The sequence below is a fragment of the Mannheimia bovis genome (genome assembly GCF_014541205.1).
Taxonomy (GTDB): Bacteria; Pseudomonadota; Gammaproteobacteria; order Enterobacterales; family Pasteurellaceae; genus Mannheimia; species Mannheimia bovis.
The window spans coordinates 1740774-1762155 of sequence record NZ_CP061280.1; the positions used below are offsets into that span (position 1 = coordinate 1740774).

At 38.5% G+C, this 21382-nt stretch carries 17 protein-coding genes, 1 pseudogene and 1 riboswitch; of the genes and pseudogenes, 8 read left to right on the forward strand and 10 right to left on the reverse strand.

The window, feature by feature from the left end; translation table 11 throughout:
* Window positions 1-84: 84 nt before the first annotated feature.
* The 4 genes from trpA to ICJ55_RS08630 form a co-directional block, all read right to left on the reverse strand.
* Window positions 85-891, reverse strand: a complete 807-nt coding sequence (trpA, locus tag ICJ55_RS08615; RefSeq protein ID WP_188156433.1) for a tryptophan synthase subunit alpha — start codon at window positions 889-891, stop codon at window positions 85-87.
* A gap of 1 nt (window position 892) precedes the next feature.
* Window positions 893-2083, reverse strand: coding sequence for a tryptophan synthase subunit beta (trpB, locus tag ICJ55_RS08620; protein ID WP_188156434.1), 1191 nt, complete (start codon window positions 2081-2083; stop codon window positions 893-895).
* A gap of 18 nt (window positions 2084-2101) precedes the next feature.
* The gene (locus ICJ55_RS08625) at window positions 2102-2854 is read right to left on the reverse strand and encodes an SDR family oxidoreductase (protein ID WP_188156435.1); all 753 of its coding nucleotides are present in this window, start codon (window positions 2852-2854) and stop codon (window positions 2102-2104) included.
* A gap of 241 nt (window positions 2855-3095) precedes the next feature.
* Complete coding sequence (locus tag ICJ55_RS08630) at window positions 3096-4625, reverse strand: Na+/H+ antiporter NhaC family protein (RefSeq protein WP_188156436.1); 1530 nt, start codon at window positions 4623-4625, stop codon at window positions 3096-3098.
* A gap of 119 nt (window positions 4626-4744) precedes the next feature.
* Window positions 4745-4914, reverse strand: a riboswitch (Lysine riboswitch).
* 142 nt (window positions 4915-5056) lie between these two features.
* On the opposite strand from ICJ55_RS08630, the gene ICJ55_RS08635 reads away from it, so the two are divergent.
* Complete coding sequence (locus ICJ55_RS08635) at window positions 5057-5476, forward strand: H-NS family histone-like protein (RefSeq protein WP_188156437.1); 420 nt, start codon at window positions 5057-5059, stop codon at window positions 5474-5476.
* Between the two features lie 73 nt (window positions 5477-5549).
* Window positions 5550-6386 carry a formyltetrahydrofolate deformylase gene (purU, locus tag ICJ55_RS08640; RefSeq protein WP_188156438.1) on the forward strand — a complete coding sequence of 279 codons (837 nt, stop codon included), beginning with the start codon at window positions 5550-5552 and terminating at the stop codon, window positions 6384-6386.
* Between the two features lie 32 nt (window positions 6387-6418).
* Here the strand turns inward: purU and ICJ55_RS08645 are convergent, their stop codons facing one another.
* Window positions 6419-7015: a SanA/YdcF family protein gene (locus tag ICJ55_RS08645; protein WP_188157719.1), complete on the reverse strand. Its 597-nt coding sequence runs from the start codon at window positions 7013-7015 to the stop codon at window positions 6419-6421.
* Between the two features lie 363 nt (window positions 7016-7378).
* Here ICJ55_RS08645 and metX point away from each other — a divergent pair, with 363 nt between their 5' ends.
* On the forward strand, window positions 7379-8452 hold the full coding sequence (gene metX, locus ICJ55_RS08650) for a homoserine O-acetyltransferase MetX (RefSeq protein WP_188156439.1): 1074 nt from the start codon (window positions 7379-7381) through the stop codon (window positions 8450-8452).
* Window positions 8453-8592: 140 nt separating this feature from the next.
* Window positions 8593-9378, forward strand: coding sequence for a 4,5-DOPA-extradiol-dioxygenase (gene ygiD, locus ICJ55_RS08655; RefSeq protein ID WP_188156440.1), 786 nt, complete (start codon window positions 8593-8595; stop codon window positions 9376-9378).
* A gap of 61 nt (window positions 9379-9439) precedes the next feature.
* On the opposite strand, the gene lysS is transcribed toward ygiD, so the two are convergent.
* From lysS to uvrA, 3 genes are all read right to left on the reverse strand, one after another.
* A complete protein-coding gene (gene lysS / locus ICJ55_RS08660; protein ID WP_188156441.1) occupies window positions 9440-10942 on the reverse strand; it encodes a lysine--tRNA ligase in 1503 nt (500 codons plus the stop codon).
* A 149-nt stretch (window positions 10943-11091) separates the two neighbouring features.
* The gene (gene rng / locus ICJ55_RS08665) at window positions 11092-12567 is read right to left on the reverse strand and encodes a ribonuclease G (RefSeq protein WP_188156442.1); all 1476 of its coding nucleotides are present in this window, start codon (window positions 12565-12567) and stop codon (window positions 11092-11094) included.
* Between the two features lie 161 nt (window positions 12568-12728).
* Window positions 12729-15557: an excinuclease ABC subunit UvrA gene (gene uvrA, locus ICJ55_RS08670; RefSeq protein ID WP_188156443.1), complete on the reverse strand. Its 2829-nt coding sequence runs from the start codon at window positions 15555-15557 to the stop codon at window positions 12729-12731.
* A 162-nt stretch (window positions 15558-15719) separates the two neighbouring features.
* On the opposite strand from uvrA, the gene ICJ55_RS08675 reads away from it, so the two are divergent.
* Together ICJ55_RS08675 and paeA are read left to right on the forward strand one after the other, a co-directional pair.
* Entirely contained in the window at window positions 15720-16238 is a 519-nt protein-coding gene (locus ICJ55_RS08675; protein ID WP_188156444.1) for a single-stranded DNA-binding protein, read from the forward strand.
* A gap of 99 nt (window positions 16239-16337) precedes the next feature.
* The gene (paeA, locus tag ICJ55_RS08680; protein ID WP_188156445.1) at window positions 16338-17630 is read left to right on the forward strand and encodes a polyamine export protein PaeA; all 1293 of its coding nucleotides are present in this window, start codon (window positions 16338-16340) and stop codon (window positions 17628-17630) included.
* A gap of 162 nt (window positions 17631-17792) precedes the next feature.
* Here paeA and bioB read toward each other — a convergent pair.
* Window positions 17793-18445: pseudogene (bioB, locus tag ICJ55_RS08685) on the reverse strand (biotin synthase BioB); the annotation flags it as partial.
* A gap of 79 nt (window positions 18446-18524) precedes the next feature.
* Complete coding sequence (gene pckA, locus ICJ55_RS08690; protein WP_425168883.1) at window positions 18525-20132, reverse strand: phosphoenolpyruvate carboxykinase (ATP); 1608 nt, start codon at window positions 20130-20132, stop codon at window positions 18525-18527.
* Between the two features lie 270 nt (window positions 20133-20402).
* Here pckA and ftsB point away from each other — a divergent pair, with 270 nt between their 5' ends.
* Window positions 20403-20681 (forward strand): cell division protein FtsB, encoded by a 279-nt coding sequence (ftsB, locus tag ICJ55_RS08695; RefSeq protein ID WP_025236163.1) that lies wholly within the window; start codon window positions 20403-20405, stop codon window positions 20679-20681.
* Between the two features lie 8 nt (window positions 20682-20689).
* Entirely contained in the window at window positions 20690-21373 is a 684-nt protein-coding gene (ispD, locus tag ICJ55_RS08700) for a 2-C-methyl-D-erythritol 4-phosphate cytidylyltransferase (protein WP_188156446.1), read from the forward strand.
* Window positions 21374-21382 lie beyond the last annotated feature (9 nt).

Consider the following 21382-nt stretch of genomic DNA (forward strand, 5'->3'; position numbering starts at 1 on the left):
TTGAACAGTAAAACAAAACGCTTTTAACTTATTTTTAAGTTAAAAGCGTTTGCAAATTTTTTCGGTAAAATAACCGCTTGTCAGTTACTTAGTCGCAGCTTTCATCGCTTGTACAAATTCAGCAAGTTCTTCCAGCAAATTCGCTTGGTTATCTAAATTACGTTCAATAATCTTCACAATTGCCGAACCTGAAATTGCTCCATCAGCACCAAGTCTTAAGGCTTCTTTCACTTGTTCCGGTTTAGCAATACCAAAACCTTGTAAGATTGGTGCAGCATTCGCTTGTTTTAAGCTCTCCACTAAATTATCAAGATTACTTGCGTGAGCTTGGTTTTCCGCACTGGTTACACCTGCACGAGAAACTAAATAAGTATAGCCTTCAGTTAATTTTGCAATGCGTTGAATGGTATTTTCATCTGCATTTGGCGGGCAGATAAACACAGGCTGAATACCATATTTTTTAGCTGTTGGCACAAATTCTTCTGCTGCTAAAATAGGTAAATCCGCAATTAACACGGCATCAACCCCGGATTGTTGGCAGCGTTGGAAGAATGTATCTGCAGTTGGCACAAAAATTAAGTTCGCACAAAGCAATAAACCAATTGGAATATCGGGATATTTCGCTCGAATTTTTTCAATCAAGGCAAAGCAAGCATCTGTACTGTAACCTGCATCTAATGCACGTTTGTTAGCCGCTTGAATAACAGGGCCATCTAATAGCGGATCTGAAAATGGGAAACCTAATTCTAACGCATCAGCCCCATTGGCAATCATCGTTTCAATAATTTCAAAACTACGGTCAAAATCAGGATCGCATAAAGTAACAAATGGTACGAAAGCCCCTTCGTTTTTCGCTTTTAAGCGGTTAAATAAGGTATCAAAACGGCTCATTTTACTCTCCTCCATTTAAAATTTTATCGACCGTGAAAATGTCTTTATCGCCACGTCCAGATAAATTCACCACTAACAGTTGATCTTTTTCAGGATTTTGCTTAATCAACTTCAGTGCATAAGCTAAGGCGTGTGAAGACTCTAACGCAGGAATAATCCCTTCATTTTTAGCGAGTGCTTGGAAAGCATCTAATGCTTCTTGGTCAGTAATAGAGACATATTCTGCCCTCCCTGTTGCGTTTAAATAAGCGTGTTGCGGACCAACTGACGGGAAATCTAAGCCGGCTGAAATGGAATAAGATTCTTCAATTTGCCCATCTTTATCTTGCATAATCGGCGATTTCATACCGAAGTAAATCCCCGTTGTACCGTGTTTGAGCGGAGCACCGTGCTCGCCTGTTTCAATGCCTTTGCCTGCCGGCTCTACACCGATTAACTTCACTGATATTTCTTCAATGAAGTCTGCAAACATACCAATGGCATTAGAACCACCGCCAACAGCGGCAATGACAGCATCCGGCAAGCGGTCTTCTTTTTCTAAAATTTGGCGTTTGGTTTCTTCGCCAATCATTTTTTGGAACTCACGCACTATTGTCGGGAATGGGTGTGGACCTGCTGCCGTACCAATTAAATAGTGGGTAGTATCATAGTTTGCCGCCCAATCACGCATCGCTTCACAACAGGCATCTTTTAGTGAGCAAGAACCTTTTTCGACAGGAATCACATCCGCCCCCATCAAACGCATACGAAACACGTTAGGCGATTGGCGTTCCACGTCTTTCGCCCCCATATAAACCACACAAGGCATACCAAGCATTGCACAGGCAAGAGCGGTTGCCACTCCGTGCTGACCTGCTCCCGTTTCAGCAATAATGCGGGTTTTCCCCATACGTTTTGCGAGTAAAATTTGCCCTAATACTTGGTTCGTTTTATGTGCCCCACCGTGCAATAAATCTTCACGTTTTAAATAAAGTTTAGTATTAGTGCCTTTAGTAAGATTACGGCAAAGCGTTAATGCCGTTGGGCGACCTGCGTAGTTTTTTAATAAATCTGTAAATTCTGCTTGGAATGTTGGATCTTGTTGAGCTTCAACAAAAGCCTGTTCTAATTCTTTGAGTACCGGCACTAAAATTTCAGGTACATACATACCACCAAATTCGCCAAAATAAGGATTAAGAAGTGTATCTGACATAATATTTCCTTTATATATTTATAGGTTTCTTGTTACATTCAAGGCAGATGACGTTTGAGCTACCGGCATTACTTCAACACGGTTAATATTGACGTGTTCCGGTTGTTGATTTAACCAAAGCACGATATTAGCCACATCTTCAGGACGAACAAATTCAACATTTTCATAAATTTTCGCTGCTTTCTCATCATTACCTTTAAAGCGAACATTAGAAAATTCCGTTCCGCCACATAAGCCCGGCTCAACGTTAGATACTCGTACTTTTGTACCTGCTAAATCTGCACGCAAGTTTAAGCTAAACTGCTTCACAAAGGCTTTTGTACCACCATAGACATTCCCACCCGGATAAGGGTAAGTCCCTGCAATCGAACCAATATTAATAATATGTCCTGAATTATGTTCAATCATTTCAGGGAGAACTAAGCGTGTCATTGTTACCAAGCCTTTAATATTAGTATCGATCATTTGATACCAGTCATTTAAATCTGCTTTATGAGCAGGCTCTAAACCTAACGCCAAACCTGCGTTATTCACTAATAAGTCAATCTTTCGCCAACTTTGAGGGCGGCTATTTAATGCTTTTTCAACTTCTGAGGGATCTTGAATATCAAATACAAGCGGTAGAAAATTGTCGCCAAATTGCAAATGTAGTTCGCTTAAACGCTCTGCACGTCTGCCTGTGCCAATCACTCTATAGCCTGATTGAAGAAGTAATTTACAAATTGCTAAGCCAAAACCGGCGGTTGCCCCTGTTACTAATGCAGTTTTCATCTTTTGCCCTCAAAATTAAAATGTACTATTAAAGTAGTACAAAATTTTAAAAATTGCAAGAAATATATAGCTTAGAAAAGAAAAAAGCGTACCAAAAGGTACGCTAAATACATAGGAGGATCTTATTTTAAGATTTATATAACACAACATTCGATATCCATATCTTAGGTTGCATTCTATAGCATAAATAAATTTAATTCTGTGATTGCCTTCACATTTTTAGAAATTAACCTTTATTTTTCTACTTTTTTGCTTTAAAGATTAAAATTAAGACTGCCATCACCGCAGCTGTTGCTACAAATCCTAATAAAGCCGATTGTGTGAAACCTACTACTAAGTAGCCAACAATAGATGCAGCAGCAACTAATAATGCATACGGTAATTGCGAAATAACGTGATCCATATGGTTACATTGTGCACCGGTTGAAGACAAAATCGTGGTGTCCGACACCGGTGAACAGTGGTCTCCGCATACCGCCCCCGCCATTACTGCCGACAAGCAAGGAATGATTAATGTAGGATCAGAATGAACCGCCATTGCCGCTCCAATCGGTAACATAATACCGAATGTTCCCCAGCTTGTACCTGTTGAGAATGCCATAAATGCGGCTAATACGAATAAAATTGCCGGTAAGAATCCTGCTGCAATATGCTCGCCAACTAAGCCTGATAAGTATTTGCCTGTTTGCATATCACTTACTACGCCATTAATTGTCCAAGCGAAGAATAAAATCGTAATTGCACCCGACATCATTTTTACGCCCAATCCATAAGCACGGAAGTAATTTTTTAGCGAAATATGACCGCTTGCCATAATACAAACGGTAGCAACAATCAGTGCGGCAAGACCACCCACTACTAACGAAACGCCCACAGTAGTATTTTCAAACGCTCCTAAAATAGAGAATGGGGTACCGGCTTCAGATAACGCATCAGCACCTGTTTTGATCATCATCGCAACCGTAGCTACAATTAAGGTAATAATCGGGAATACTAAATTTCGCATTCGACCTTTAACTTCAATAGTTTCTTCCTCTACTTCTGCTAAATGTTCAGTTTGGCGTTCAAAACGAGCCATTGAGCCAATATCAAATGAGAAATAAGCCACAAAGAATACCATAATCATAGAGAAAATCGCATAGAAGTTCATTGCACTCATTGTCATAAATGCACCTAGTGGCGAATACCCTGTGATTGAGTGTGTTGCCAATAAACCCGCAATTAAGGTAATAATATAAGCACCCCAGCTTGAAATCGGCATCAATACGCACATTGGTGCAGCGGTTGAATCAAGGATATAAGCTAATTTTGCACGAGAAACTCGGAATTTATCCGTTACAGGACGAGCAATTGCCCCTACCGCTAAACTATGGAAATAGTCATCAATAAAAGTGAAAAATACTAAACCTGCTGCTACCAATTTTGCACCACGTTTACCTTTTATTCTTTTTTGAGCCCAATTCGCAAAGGCTTGATTACTTCCTGAAATGCTTAATAAAGAAGTTAATACCCCTAATAAAATTAAGAATAAAATAATATTGATATTATTAGCGTTTAATCCCTCTTCCGGTCCTTTATAAACTAAAGAAACAACACTATTTTTAATATAAGTAAGTGCATCAAGAAAATTACTATTGGTTAGCATAAATGCACCAAATATAATCCCAATGCTTAATGAAATAATCACTTTGCGTGTCACAATTGCTAAAATTAATGCAATCAGAGCAGGTAACACAGACCAAAACGATGTGGAATAATCAACTAGATTCATAAAACCTCTAAAATGACTTTGTATAATTTGTATATAATAATGATAGCCAAACAAGAAATGTACTGAGATATTTATAGAAATAAATATAAAGGAAGGAAATATGACAAACTAAAACCCACCCTAACAGTAGCACTCCGTAGCATTTACTACGACAGTGTCGTTTCTTTCGAGAACGACCCCAACCAATTAAGATGACGCCTAATTGATTTCGGCAAATCCACCTTTCCTTTTTCTTCATCGTTTTCCACTCAGAAAAAATACTTATTGAATTTGCACCTCTACATTTTGTAGGACAACACAAAGATACCACGAATATCCTAAGATATAAAGTACCTCTTTTTTATTTATATTTATTTACCTTAAATATCTTTTAATATATGATAAATAAGAATAGATTTTATTTCTTAACTAAAAACATTAAGGAGAATACAATGTCAGATTTAAAAAGTCTTTTAAACATCCGTAGTTTAAGAGTATTTGCTAAAGATTTAGCACTTGAACAATTAAAATCACTTGCTGAAAAATTAGATACTATTATTGCTGAAAAAGAAGAAGAAATCAGAAAAGAAGAGCAAGAAAAAGCAAAACAATTAGAAAACTTAAATAAATACGCAGAAATGTTAAAACAAGATGGGCTTTCTATTGATGAATTAGCTCAATTATTAGCAGATAAAGTAATTAAAGGTCGCAAAGCCCCTAAAGCACGCAAACCGATTGCCTCTCGTCCTGCTAAATATAAATTTGTTGATTCTGAAGGTAATGAAAAAACGTGGACAGGTCAAGGCAGAACACCAAAAGCATTGCAAGAAGCACTTGATAAAGGCAAGAAATTAGAAGATTTTGCTATTTAATTTATTATTTATATAAAGATTAGATATGAGAGAACTCTAATTGGGTTCTCTTATTTTTATAATAGGATATCAAATGCTTGAACATAAAATTTTATTAACTGAATGCCCAGATGATACAGGGTTAGTCGCTAAAATTACCAATATTTGTTACAAACACCAATTAAATATTATTAAAAACTCGGAATTTGTGGATAACGAAACGAAACGCTTTTTTATGCGTACGGAGTTAAACGGTATTTTTAACGATAAAACATTACTAGCCGATCTAGAATTTACTTTGCCTGAGGGTTCAATTTATAAATTATTGCCAAAGCAGAGAAAGCGTATTGTTATTTTAGTAACCAAAGAAGCTCACTGTTTAGGCGATTTATTAATGAAAAACTATTATGGTGGTTTAGATGTAGAAATTGCAGCTGTAATCGGTAATCACGACACATTAAGAGAATTAGTTGAACGCTTTGATGTGCCGTTCCACTTGGTCAGCCACGAAAATCTGACCCGTGTTGAACACGATAAATTATTAGCCGATAAAATTGACGAATACGCCCCGGATTATATTGTATTAGCTAAATATATGCGTGTGCTTAATCCTGAATTTGTAGCACGTTATCCAAATCGTGTGGTAAATATTCACCACTCTTTCTTACCTGCATTTATTGGTGCGAAGCCATACCAACGAGCTTATGAGCGTGGGGTAAAAATTATTGGTGCAACGGCTCATTTTGTAAATGATGAATTAGATGAAGGTCCGATTATTATGCAAAATGTGATCAACGTAGATCACACCTATACCGCAGAAGCAATGATGCGTGCAGGGCGAGACGTAGAAAAAACCGTTCTTAGCCAAGCATTAGAATTAGTTCTTTCTGATAAGATCTTTGTTTATAAAAATAAAACCATTATTTTATAAAACAAATAGCCAGTAATTAAAACTGGCTATTTTTATTTAGATGGTATATCTTCCAATGTTTCAGGGGTTTTACCTATTAATAAATTAAATAGCATTGCCGTTCTTGCAAAAATCTCTCTCAACCTTACTTGATAAGCCCCATCTGGATATTTCGCAGCAAAGCAAATCGCATCTATATTTTTAAATTTCGCAATAAATAATGCCCTTTCACAATGAAACTTCTGCGACACAATCGTAAATGGCGGTAATTTATACACTTCTGTCGCTCTTATAATCGAATCGAAAGTAGTATAGCCTGCATAATCTTGCTTAATTTGTGGCTGAGGTATACCCATTTTCAGCAAATCATTGGTCATTGTTTTAGGCTCATTATAATAAGGAGTTTTATTATCTCCACTGACTAAAAGTTTATTTACTTTTTCACTTTTCACTAGTTGTTTCGCAGCTTCCAAGCGATATTTATAATATTCATTAATTACATTTTTTGAATAAAATTTTGCCGTCCCAAGCACTACGGCATAATCTCGATGAGGCAGTTCCTTAATCTCGCTATAGACTTTATCTCGCACAGCATAACTGGTAATAGAATCCACAATTAATAAGATTGCAATTCCTATCAAATGTAACATCACAATCACTTTAAATATTTTTATGCCAAACTGCTTAATTTGATGAAAAAACGGCAATTATCTGCTCCCTTAAGTTTCAACTTTCAATAAACAACTTTATTTATTTTTATTACTCGGGTAATGAGTATATCAAAGACAAACGAAATTGCCTGAGCGTTCAACCAATTTATTCTATTTTGGCGTGTTTGTTAAGTCTTAAGCTCTATTTATCACACTTAAAACCTAAAATTTTTAGCCGCTTAAAAATCTAGACGTTTAGACGGCTAAAACTTCTTGACAATTGACAACAACACCGTTAATTTAACTATATTATTACAATTACAAGCGGTTAAAAAAGCATAATTTTTTGCAAATAAGGATTCTATGGCTCAGCACATTACACTTTTTGAGGAAATGCCATTATCCCTTTCACTAGGCGGCGAACTTTCCCCTATCACAGTGGCTTACCAAACTTACGGCGAATTAAATGCAGATAAAAGCAATGCTGTGTTGATCTGCCACGCCTTAACCGGCGATGCCGAGCCTTATTACGATTCTGCAACCGAGAAAGGCTGGTGGCAGGATTTTATCGGCAAGGGTTTAGCCTTTGATACGGAAAAATATTTCTTTATTTGCAGTAATGTTTTAGGTGGTTGTAAAGGCACAACAGGTCCTTCTTCAATTGATCCGAAAACCAATAAACCTTACGGTAGCCAATTCCCGATTATTACGGTTCAAGATATTGTTAATGTACAAAAAGCCTTAATTGATTACTTAGAAATTCCAATTCTCCACGCTGTCATTGGTGGCTCTTTTGGTGGAATGCAAGCCACGCAATGGGGCATTAGCTACCCGGATCAGGTACGTAATATTATCAACCTTTGTTCTTCACTTACTTTAAGTGCGGAAGCGATTGGTTTTAACCACGTTATGCGTCAGGCAATTATTAATGATCCACATTTCAATGGTGGAGATTATTATGATGGCATCGCACCCGATAATGGCTTAAAAATTGCCCGAATGTTAGGAATGCTGACTTACCGTACGGATATTCAACTGGCTAAAGCTTTCGGGCGAGAAACCAAACAGCAAGGGCAAATTTGGGGTGATCATTTTCAAGTAGAATCTTACTTAAGCTATCAAGGCACCAAATTTTTAGGTCGCTTTGATGCCAATACTTACCTTCGCTTATTAAGAGCCCTAGATTTATATGACCCTGCTCTTGGCTATGAAAATGAAGAAACTGCGTTAAAGCGTATTAAAGCCAATTACGTGTTTGTAGCAGTAACCAGTGATCAACTGTTCAAACAAGTTGATGTATATAAAAGCAAACAGAAATTAGAACACGCAGGGGTGAATTTAGATTTTCACGAATTTCACTCTGATTTCGGACACGATGCCTTTCTGGTTGATTATGATTTCTTTGAGCCGATGATTAAAAAAGGGCTGGAAAAGTAAATTTGCATTTTTTAAGAAAAATTTAACCGCTTGTATTTCTTATTATTTCCCCATCGGAAATAATCTTTTGCTTTTTTGCCTCTTTTTCTCTTTATTTGCTCTATTTATACTGTACTCGACTAAATAAATGGAGAAATAAGATGAAAAAATTACCAGCCCTCTTTGTCGGACACGGCAACCCGATGAACACACTCGATGCTCAAAACCCATTTAATCTAGGCTTCAAACAGATCACCAAAACCTTTGAAAAACCAAAAGCGATTTTAATGATTTCCGCTCATTGGTATAGCAGTAAATTACAGATTACAAGCGGTCAAAATCCCGAATTAATTTACGATTTCCACGGTTTCCCTGAAGAGTTGAGCCAAGTAACTTACCCTGCTCAAGGCTGCCCTGAGTTAGCTGAACATATTCAGCAGCTTTTACTGCCGGAACAAGCGGAACTCAACCCAACACGTGGTTACGATCACGGAATGTGGTCTGTACTGAAACACCTTTACCCAGAAGCAGATATCCCCGTCATTCAGCTGAGTATTCACCGCAACCAGCCGGCGAAATGGCATTTTGAATTAGCCCAAAAATTAAAACCATTGCGTGAACAAGGCGTTCTAATTATCGGCAGTGGTAACATTGTACATAATTTACGGGCAATTAGCTGGCAACATATGGAACAGATTGGAGCTGGGTATGATTGGGCATTCGCCTTCCGTGAATATATCAATCAGGCGATTGTGGACGGCAACTATGATGCAATTATCGAAACCCAACAATTCGGACAAGCAGCAGAGCTTTCAATTCCCACACCAGAGCATTACTTGCCATTGCTTTATGTTGTTGCTCAACAAGAAGAGAATGAAGAAATTACTTTCTTTAATGACGAACTGGTTGGCGGATCGCTAAGTATGACATCAATAAAAATCGGTTAGTCTAAATAGCAAAGCCCCACTAAGGAATTTCCTAGTGGGGCTTATTTATTATTTTTAGAAATTATTTCTGACGCATTGCAGGGAATAAAATCACATCACGGATTGATGGTGCATTAGCAAAAATCATTGCCAGGCGGTCAATCCCTAAGCCTTCACCTGCAGTTGGTGGTAAACCGTGTTCTAACGCCACGATAAAGTCTTCATCTTTAAACATCGCTTCATCATCACCTGCATCTTTTGCGGCTACTTGAGCATCAAAACGTTCTGCTTGGTCTTCCGCATCATTCAACTCTGAGAAACCGTTACCGATTTCACGTCCACCGATAAACAGCTCGAAACGATCTGTTACTTCAGGGTTTTCATCATTGCGACGTGCAAGCGGTGAAATTTCTGCAGGGTGAGCCATTAAGAAAGTCGGCTGAATTAACTGGTGCTCTGCTACTTCTTCAAAAATTGCATTTACAACAGAACCCAAGCCCCACGATTTTTGAATTTCAATACCTAAACCTTTGGCAATTTCGACCGTTTTCTCGAAGTTATCTAAATCTTCACGTTTAATACCGTTACCATATTTCACGATTGCATCGTGCATTGTAATACGCTCAAACGGTTTACCAAAATTGAATACATATTCGCCATACGGCACATCAGTTGTACCAAGAATATCCAACGCTAATTGGCGTAACAGCTCTTCGGTGTTATCCATTAAATCGTGGTAATCCGCATAGGCTTGGTAGTATTCAATCATTGTAAATTCAGGATTGTGACGAACAGAAACCCCCTCGTTACGGAAGTTACGGTTTAATTCAAATACACGTTCAAAGCCACCCACTACAAGGCGTTTCAGGTAAAGCTCAGGAGCGATACGCAAATACATATCCACATCTAACGCATTGTGGTGCGTTACAAACGGTTTTGCTGCTGCACCGCCCGGGATCACTTGTAACATTGGCGTTTCAACTTCAATAAAATCTCTATCTAAGAAAAATTTACGAATACCAGAAACTACTTGTGAGCGGATCATAAAGGTACGGCGTGATTCTTCGTTAGAAATTAAATCTAAATAACGCTGACGATAACGAGTTTCCAAGTCCGTTAAACCGTGATGTTTATCAGGTAATGGGCGTAACGCTTTTGTTAAGAGTTGTACTTCTGAACAACGAACGGTTAATTCGCCAGTTTTGGTTTTGAATAAAGTACCTTCAACACCAATAATATCGCCTAAGTCCCACAGACTAACTTTTTCTTCGTAAATATTTTCAGCCAAGTTATCACGAGCAACATAAAGCTGAATTGCACCGCTAACATCTTGAATAGTAAAGAAAGAGGCTTTACCCATTACACGTTTTAGCATAATACGACCGGCAACTTTCACTTGAATATTTTGTTCTTTTAATACTTCACCGTCTACTTCATCATATTGACTATGTAAATCTTTTGCTAACGCATCACGGCGGAAAGTATTTGGGAAAGCGTTACCCTGCTCACGAATTTTAGTTAATTTTTCACGACGGGCTAACATTTCGCCATTCAGATCTAATTCTTGATTTTCTACTTCAGACATTGAATTACCTTAGATTTCAAAATTTGGATAAATAAAACTGGGCGATTATACGTTATTTTAGGCAATTTTGGTAGGAAACAAGCGGTAAGATTTTCGATAAATTTTGCAAAAAGAGGATTAAAACTAAATAGCTCCAATCCTCTAATTCATCACATCACAACAACATCGAACTGATCTTGATGATAATATGGCTCAATTTTTATCTCAATTTTTGCCCCGATAAAGGCTTGCAACTCCGCCAATAATGCGTGGCTTTCTTCATTAATTAAGTAATCTGCCACCTCTTTAGACGCATAAACGTGCATTTTCTCTGCTTTGAATAAATGATGAACACGCACAATTTCACGCATAATTTCATAACACACCGTTTCAACGGTTTTCACCGTACCACGACCTTGACACTCAGGGCAATCACAACAAAGAATGCGTTCTAAACTCTCACGTGTACGTTTACGCGTCATTTCAACCAAACCAAGCTGGGTAAAACCATTCACGTTGGTTTTTACCCTATCGCCTTTTAATGCATCTTGTAGCGACTGCAACACTAAATTGCGGTGTTCTTCCTCTTGCATATCAATAAAATCAATAATGATAATACCGCCTAAATTGCGTAACTGTAGCTGATGTGCAATTGCCTGCGTTGCTTCAATATTCGTGTTGAAAATGGTGTGAGCAAGGTTTCGATGCCCAACAAATGCCCCAGTATTGATGTCAATCGTTGTCATCGCTTCTGTTTGTTCAATGATCAGATAACCACCTGATTTTAGGTTTACTCGCTTATTCAGTGCCTTCTGAATCGCCTCTTCTACGCCATAAGCATCAAATAAGGTTTTTGCCCCGGTGTATAAGCTCACGGAATTCGTCAGTTCCGGCATAAACTCAGTTAAAAACTCTTTGACCTGCTCGCAGGTTGTTTTTGAATCAATCCAAACAGCATTAATATGTGTACCGATAAAATCTCTCAACACACGTTGAGCTAATGCCAATTCACCATAAAGCATTGATTTGGCAGGATATTTTGTCTTGCGTTCCAACACTTTACGCCATAAGCGTTTTAAAAATGCTACATCTTGCTTTAAACTTTCTTCGCTCGCTTCTTCCGCTGCAGTACGGACAATAAAGCCCCCCAATTCATCACAATAAGGCTCAACTAATGTTTTTAAACGCTCACGCTCCGCCTCACTTTCAATACGTTGTGAAACCCCAACGTGGCTATTTTCAGGCATAAAAACCAAATAGCGAGAAGGCAAGGTAATATCCGTTGTCAGTCTCGCCCCTTTTGTACCAATCGGATCTTTAACGACTTGAACAACAATATCTTGCCCTTCACGCACAAGCTCGGCAATATCTTTTACCACAAATTGCTTTTTCTCATTTTCATCAACACATTCGGTGTGAGAAACAATATCGGAAGCGTGCAAAAAAGCAGCTTTCTCCAAGCCGATATCCACAAAAGCAGACTGCATTCCGGGCAATACACGGGTTACTCGCCCTTTGTAAATATTCCCCACAATACCACGTTTTGCTTCACGCTCAATGTGGAGTTCTTTTAATAAGCCGTTTTCAACCAATGCAACCCTTGTTTCACTCGGGGTTACATTGACTAATAATTCTGTTCCACTCATATCTTATCTCTATATTTTAAACTGTTTAGAAGTTTACCATTTCATCATTAATAAAACAAAATCTTAGATAGATCTTACAAACAACAAGCGGTCATATTTCTCCAAGATTTTGCAAATGCAAAAAATTCTCAAAATATGACCACTTGTAACCTTTACTTGAATTATCCTTTTGCTAAGATCTCTTTTAGGAATCTTGCAGTGTGAGAACGTTTATCTTTAGCTACCTGTTCCGGTGTGCCTGTAGCAATAATCTCTCCACCACCGCTACCACCTTCAGGACCGAGATCGACAATCCAGTCTGCGGTTTTAATCACATCTAAATTATGTTCGATCACCACAATAGTATTGCCCTGATCACGCAAACGATGTAACACGCCAAGTAACTGTTTAATATCGGCAAAATGCAAGCCTGTAGTCGGTTCATCTAAAATGTACAGCGTTTTACCCGTATCTCGTTTTGAAAGCTCTGTCGCCAATTTCACACGTTGAGCTTCCCCACCTGAAAGCGTAGTAGAAGATTGACCTAAGCGGATATAAGATAGCCCTACGTCCATCAAGGTTTGTAGCTTACGAGCAATCATCGGCACAGGGGCAAAAAACTCCCTCGCCTCTTCCACTGTCATATCCAGCACTTGGTGAATGGTTTTGCCTTTATAGCGAATTTCCAGCGTTTCACGGTTATAACGCTTACCTTTACAGTGATCGCACGGCACATAAACATCGGGTAAGAAATGCATTTCCACCTTAATCACACCATCACCTTGACAGGCTTCGCAGCGTCCACCACGCACATTGAAGCTAAAACGCCCTACGTTATAACCTCTTGCCCGAGCCTCTTGCGTACCTGCAAATAACTCACGAATTGGGGTAAATAGCCCGGTGTAAGTGGCTGGATTTGAGCGAGGGGTTCGCCCAATCGGGCTTTGATCTATATCGATCACTTTATCAAAGTGAGCCAAGCCATCAATAGTTTCATAAGGAGCAACATCACTATTTTCTGCACGATTTAACGCATTTTGTGCCAGTGGGAATAAGGTATCGTTAATCAAAGTCGATTTGCCCGACCCCGAAACCCCTGTGATACAAGTAAACAAGCCAACCGGAATTTCCAGCTTTACCTTTTTCAAATTATTACCACTTGCTCCTGATAAAGTAAGCAATTTTGAACCATCATACGCTACTCTTTTAAGAGGAATTTCAATTTTTTGCTGACCTGAAAGGAATTGCCCCGTGACTGATTCCTCAATCTGCATAATTTCTTTAGCAGTGCCTTGTGCAATTACTTGACCGCCGTGAACTCCCGCTCCTGGTCCGATATCTACAATATGATCAGCGGCTCGAATGGCATCTTCATCGTGCTCTACCACAATCACCGTATTGCCTAAGTTACGCAAATGGATCAGTGTATTAAGCAGGCGTTCGTTATCTCGTTGATGTAAGCCTATAGAGGGTTCGTCCAATACATACATTACCCCAACTAAGCCTGCACCGATTTGGCTGGCGAGACGGATACGCTGTGCCTCACCACCTGAAAGGGTTTCTGCCGAACGAGAAAGTGAGAGATAATTCAAGCCCACGTTCACTAAAAACTGTAAACGCTCACGAATTTCTTTTAGGATCTTCTCAGCAATTTTCTCTTTTTGCCCAGAGAGTTTGATTTCCTCAAAGAAAGCCAACGCTTCGCCAATGCTTTTTTCTGATACCATCGGTAAGTTAGTTTTATCAAGGAAAACATAACGGGCTTCACGACGCAAACGAGAGCCTTCACACTCCACGCAAGGGCGAGTATTGATATATTTCGCTAATTCATCTCGCACCGAGTTAGATTCGGTTTCTTTATAACGGCGAGCCATATTATTTAACACACCTTCAAAAGCGTGTTTGCGTTTAACTTTATCGCCTCGATCATTGACATAAACAAACTCAATCTCTTCTTTCGTGCCGTTTAAGATGAGATTTTGGTGTTTTTTCGATAACTGCCCGAATGGGGTTTCTAAATCAAATCCGTAATGTTCTGCAACCGCTTTAAGTAATCCGAAATAGTAGAAGCTGCGTCGATCCCAACCTTTAATTGCCCCTGCAGCTAATGAAACATCATAATTTTGCACTACTTTCTTTTCATCAAAAAACTGCTCTACCCCTAAGCCATCGCAACTTGGGCAAGCTCCAGCAGGGTTATTAAATGAAAATAAGCGTGGCTCTAATTCCTGTAATGAATAGCCACAATGTGGGCAAGCAAAGCTCGATGAAAAGACAATTTCTTCCGCATTTGGGTCGTCCATATCCGCAATAATCGCAGTTGAGCCTGATAAATCTAATGCAGTTTCAAACGATTCTGCTAAACGGGTTGCCAGATCGGCTCGTACTTTAAAACGATCCACTACTACTTCAATGGTGTGCTTTTTCTGAAGCTCTAACGCCGGAGGATCAGATAAATCACAAATTTCACCGTCAATTCTTGCCCTTAAGTAACCACTAGCGGTCAAATTTTCCAATAATTTTACGTGTTCGCCTTTGCGATCTTTCACCACCGGGGCAAGCAACATCAAACGTTTTCCTTCAGGCTCTTCCATTACTCTATCCACCATTTGTGAAATGGTTTGAGCGGCTAATGGCACATTGTGATCAGGACAGCGAGGCTCACCTACTCGAGCAAATAATAAACGCAAATAGTCGTGAATTTCTGTTACTGTACCTACCGTAGAACGGGGGTTATGAGAGGTTGATTTTTGCTCAATAGAAATTGCAGGCGAAAGCCCCTCAATATGATCCACATCAGGCTTCTCCATTAAAGAAAGGAATTGACGAGCATATGCAGAAAGCGATTCTACATAACGGCGTTGCCCTTCAGCATAAAGTGTATCAAAGGCTAAAGAAGATTTACCTGAGCCGGAAAGCCCCGTGATGACAATAAATTTATCTCTCGGTAAGATTAAATTGATGTTTTTTAAGTTGTGCGTTCTTGCACCACGAATATCAATATGTTGCATATTTCCTATATCCAATTATGTCCAGCACTATTTTCTAAATTTTCGAGCATTATCGCATATTTTGATAAAACTGTACAAAATATCAGTTTTTCAGTGTTCAATAAGTTAATTTTCGGGTAGAATACTCCACAATTTTGTATAAAAGCATAGAAAGAGGATTTTATGGCTGGTATTAACAAAGTAATTATCGTAGGTAACTTGGGTAACGACCCGGAAATGCGTACAATGCCAAACGGCGAAGCAGTTGCAAATATTAGTGTTGCAACATCAGAAAGCTGGACAGATAAAAACACTGGCGAACGCCGTGAAGTAACCGAATGGCATCGTATTGTGTTCTACCGTCGTCAAGCAGAAGTTTGTGGTCAATATTTACGTAAAGGCTCACAAGTTTATGTAGAAGGTCGTTTAAGAACCCGTAAATGGCAAGACCAAAACGGGCAAGATCGCTACACTACCGAAATTCAAGGCGATGTATTACAAATGTTAGGTAGTCGTCAAGGCAACGATATGGGTGGACAACCGAGTGGTTGGGGTAATTCAGCACCTGCGGGTAATAGCTATAATCAAGGCAATAGTAATTATGGTTATAACCAAACTTCAAGTTCAGCACCACAGCAATCTAAACCTGTTCCACAAGCTGAGCCTGCAATGAATAACTTTGATGATGATATTCCGTTCTAATCATTAATCAGTTTATAAGCAAAATGTGATCTGCACACCAAAAGTTGAGTAAAACCGACTGATTAAGGTGCAGATTTTTATTTTTATCTAACATCTATTATGAATTTATTTGAAGCAATTTTAATTTTGATTGCACTTATTATCATTAGTGCAATTATTTCCTCTGCTGAAATATCTCTAGCCGGAGCGAGAAAACTTAAATTACAGCAACTGGCAAATGAAGGAAACACAAAAGCGAGCCAAGTGCTGAAATTACAGGAACAACCGGGGCGGTTCATCACTGTTGTGCAAATCGGCTTAAATATGGTAGCGATTTTAGGTGGAGTAATCGGTGAGAGCATTGTTAGCCCTTTTGTCTATTCTCTACTTTCTCAATATAGCCAAGCAGAATGGGTTGAAAGTGCAAGCTCTTGGTTAGCCTTCATTTTTGTAACGGTAGCTTTTATTTTATTTGCCGATCTTATTCCTAAACGACTAGCAATGGCAAATCCGGAAAAAATTGCCTTGCGAACAATAGGAATAATGACCTTTTCAATCATTATATTTAAACCTTTAGTTTGGGTGTTTGACACTATTGCAAATGCGATTTTCAAACTGTTTCGAGTACCAACTATTCGAGAAGATAATATGACTTCTGAGGATATTTTTGCAGTAGTTGATGCCGGGGCTCAAGCCGGGATTGTCAAAGAACAAGAGCAATACTTGATTGAAAATATCTTTGAAATGCAACAACGTACTGTTACCTCCACAATGACAACACGTGAAAATATTGTTTTCTTGGATCAAACTTTCAATAGGGATCAAGTGCTTGAAACCGTAAAAGCAAATTCTCACTCTAAGCTATTAATTTGTGATAAATCTATCGATAAAATTTTAGGCTATGTTGAAACCCATAACATTTTAACGCTTTACCTACAAGAGAAGCAGGTAAAACTGACTGATCCGGCTATTCTGCGTAAATCACTGTTTATTCCGGATACACTCTCTTTATATGAAGTTTTAGAACTCTTTAAATCAACCGGTGAAGATTTTGCCGTTATTGTGAATGAATATGCATTAGTAGTGGGTATTGTTACCCTAAATGATGTAATGAGTATTGTAATGGGTGAGCTGGTTTCTCACGAAGAAGAGCAAATTGTTCAGCGTAATGAACATTCTTGGTTGATTGATGGGGCAACTCCACTAGAAGATGTAATGCGAGCCTTAGAGATTGCTGAGTTCCCAAATGCAGAAAACTACGAAACCATCGCGGGATTTATGATGTACATTTTACGCAAAATTCCAAAGAAAACCGATTTTGTGTTATGGGATAAATATAAGTTTGAAATTATTGATACCGATAACTTCAAAATCGATCAAGTGATGGTTTCGATCCGAAATGATGTGATGTAGCAAATTTATGGGCGAGTGGAACTCGCCCTATACTTAAGTTTAAACAATTTGCAAAATTTTCGTAAAATTCAACCGCTTGTATTCGTCAACTCCTTTCTTCATATTGTAATAGATATAAATTCAATTTATCCATTAGCTGACGGTCATAATCTTCTTCCGGATTTTCTGTGGTCGGTTTTCATTCATACCCACAATACCGCCACAACATACTTTTAAGCCTGCATTACGTACTTTGCCTAAGGTATCCATTCTGTATTCGTGATTGCGTGTGTGGATAATTTGATTATAGCGTTCAGGATCGGTATCTAAATTGTGATTATAATAATCCAAGCCTGCTTCTTTTAATTCTTCCGCCATTCCTTCTTCAAGCATTCCAAACGTACCGCAAGTTTCTAACCCCAATGCTTTCACTGCCCCAACAATTTCAGATACCACTTTAATATCTCTTGGTTTTGGTCCTCGCCAAGCAGCGCCCATACAAAAACGGCTTGCTCCTCTTTCTTTGGCAATTTTGGCTTTTGCAACAATGGTGTCAATATCTAGCATTGTCTGCTTTTCCAGTCCGGTATCATAGCGGGCAGATTGTGGACAATATTCACAATCTTCTGGGCAACCACCTGTTTTAATAGAAAGTAAAGTTGAAAGCTGAATAGCATTTGCATCAAAATTTTCTCGATGAATTTGAGCAGCTTTAAATACTAAATCCATAAACGGCATATCAAAAAGTGCTCCACTTGGCATTTTCGCCAATATTGAGCTGTTGGGTGTGGTATAAGTTCATCTTTTGGTTTGAGCCTTAGCTGGAATGTTGTCATTTACTCTCCTTTTATACAAAAGGACTAAACCTTGCAAAAGGTTTAGTCCTTGAAATATTTAATTATTTTAAATTACAAATTATAATTTTGGACCTGCCGCAATTAATGCTTTACCTTCATCATTTGTTGCATATTTTTCGAAGTTTTTCACAAATCTACCAGCTAAGTCTTCTGCTTTCGCTTGCCATTGTGCTTTGTCTTCGTAAGTATTGCGAGGATCTAAAATATTGGTATCAACACCAGGTAATGCTGTTGGAATAGCTAAATCAAAGATTGGTAAGCTACCCATTTCCGCTTTATCGATTGAGCCATCTAAAATTGCATCAATGATACCACGTGTATCTTTAATTGAGATACGTTTACCAGTACCGTTCCAACCAGTGTTCACTAAGTAAGCTTCTGCACCGGCTGCTTCCATACGTTTCACTAACACTTCAGCATATTGTGTTGGATGTAGAGATAAGAACGCAGCACCGAAACAAGCTGAGAATGTAGGGGTTGGCTCAGTAATACCACGCTCTGTACCAGCTAATTTCGCAGTAAAGCCTGATAAGAAGTAGTATTTTGTTTGCTCTGGTGTAAGTTTAGATACCGGAGGCAACACACCGAACGCATCAGCAGTTAAGAAAATCACTTTTTTCGCATGCCCTGCTTTTGATGGCACTGCAATATTATCAATGTGATAAATCGGATAGCTTACACGTGTATTTTCAGTTTTTGATTTATCATCAAAATCAATAGTACCATCTTCACGCACAACCACGTTTTCTAATAACGCATCACGACGGATTGCTCGGTAAATATCCGGCTCATTTTCGATAGAAAGGTTGATAGTTTTCGCATAGCAACCACCTTCGTAGTTAAATACGCCGTTTTCGTCCCAACCGTGTTCGTCATCACCGATTAATTTACGTTTTGGATCGGTTGATAATGTGGTTTTACCTGTTCCTGATAAACCAAAGAATACGGCAACATCACCTTCTTCACCCACGTTTGCAGAACAGTGCATTGATGCAACACCTTTAAGTGGTAAGAAGTAGTTCATCATTGAGAATAAACCTTTTTTCATCTCACCGCCGTACCAAGTACCACCAATGATTTGTACACCTTCTGTGATATTAAATGCCACAAAGTTTTCAGAATTTAAACCTTGCTCTTTCCAATTCGGGTTAGTTACTTGAGAACCATTCATTACCACGAAATCAGGTTTGAAATCTTTCAACTCTTCTTCTGTTGGGCGAATAAACATATTTTTCACGAAGTGTGCTTGCCAAGCCACTTGCGTAATAATACGCACATTGATACGATGTTCCGGGCTTGCACCACAGAATGCATCAATAATGAACAAGCGTTTGTTTGAAAGCTCATCAGTTACTAAACCTTTTAGGCTTTGCCACGTTGATTGGTTCATCGGCTTATTATCATTTTTAGCCGCATCAGATGTCCACCAAACAGTATCTTTTGTTTTTTCATCTAAAACGATGTATTTGTCTTTTGGAGAACGACCGGTAAAAATACCTGTATCAACAGCTACTGCACCTAAGTTTGTTAAAACACCTTTTTCATAACCTTGAAGATCTGATTTCATTTCTTCTTCAAACAGTTGCTCATAGCTAGGGTTACGAACGATTTCTTTAACATTTGTAATACCTAAGTCTGCAAGTTCTTGTTCAATACGATTTAACATAGTAATTACCTCATAATAGTTATAAAATTCAACTGTGCCTATTATACTCAAATGAAATAAAAAAAATGTTACATACTTCAAATTTTTGAAATTTTTCTCCTAAATTTAACAAAATTTCTATATTTTTTTGTTTTACATCAAATTTTAAAATGGATTCAGGCTTGTCAAACCAGAAATTTTGCTACAAGCGGTAAGAAATTTAGGATTTTTTGCAAATTCAAGGTAAAATCTGACCGCTTGTACTTATCATTTAAAACAAAGAGAAAATAAATGCGTTTATTGATTATTTTTTTTGCCTTCCTACTCTGCTTTTTCCAATATAGTTTTTGGTTTGGCAAAAATGGGTGGACAGATTACCAAGAGCTTCAAGAGGAAGTTTCTGCTTTAAAAGAAGAGAATGAGAGATTAACCGCTCGCAATAAACTGATTGAAGCAGAAATCTATGACTTAAAAAATGGGGTAGATGCACTTGAAGAGCGTGCCAGACTTGAACGTGAAATGGTAAAAGAGAATGAAATGTTCTACCGTATCGTGCCAAAAAATAAATAAAAACATTTATGAAAAGAAAAATTTTTGCGGTTATTCCTGCTTCAGGCGTAGGCAGCCGAATGCAGGCAGACAAACCAAAACAATATTTAACATTAAAAGGGAAAACCATTTTAGAACATACGGTTTCCCTTTTTCTTGATCACCCTAAAATTGCCAAAGTGATTGTGGCGGTAGCAAAAGATGATCCTTTCTATACCGAAATTGCATTACTCAAATCGCCCCAAATCCAAATTGTGTTTGGTGGCGAAACACGAGCAGATTCCGTATTCAATGCGTTAAACGCCATTGAGGATGAAAATGCTTGGGCGTTAGTTCACGATGCTGCTCGCCCCTGCCTCAAGCGGTCGGATTTAGATAAACTTTTGCAAATTGAAGATGAGCGAGGGGGCATTTTAGCCACTCCTGCCATTGATACAATGAAGCGAGCCAATGGTACACAAATTTTGCATACAGAAGATCGCTCAACCTTATGGCACGCTTTAACGCCACAATTCTTTCCTGCCAAGAAGCTAAAAACTGCGTTAGAGACAGCCTTTAGCAAAAGGCAAATTGTAACAGATGAAGCCTCTGCTATGGAGCTAAGCGGCTACCAACCACAACTTGTTGCCGGCAGAAGCGATAATATCAAAATTACCCGCCCGGAAGATTTAGCCTTAGCAGAGTTTTACCTCACTCATCACTCTAGCTTATAAATTTGGAGA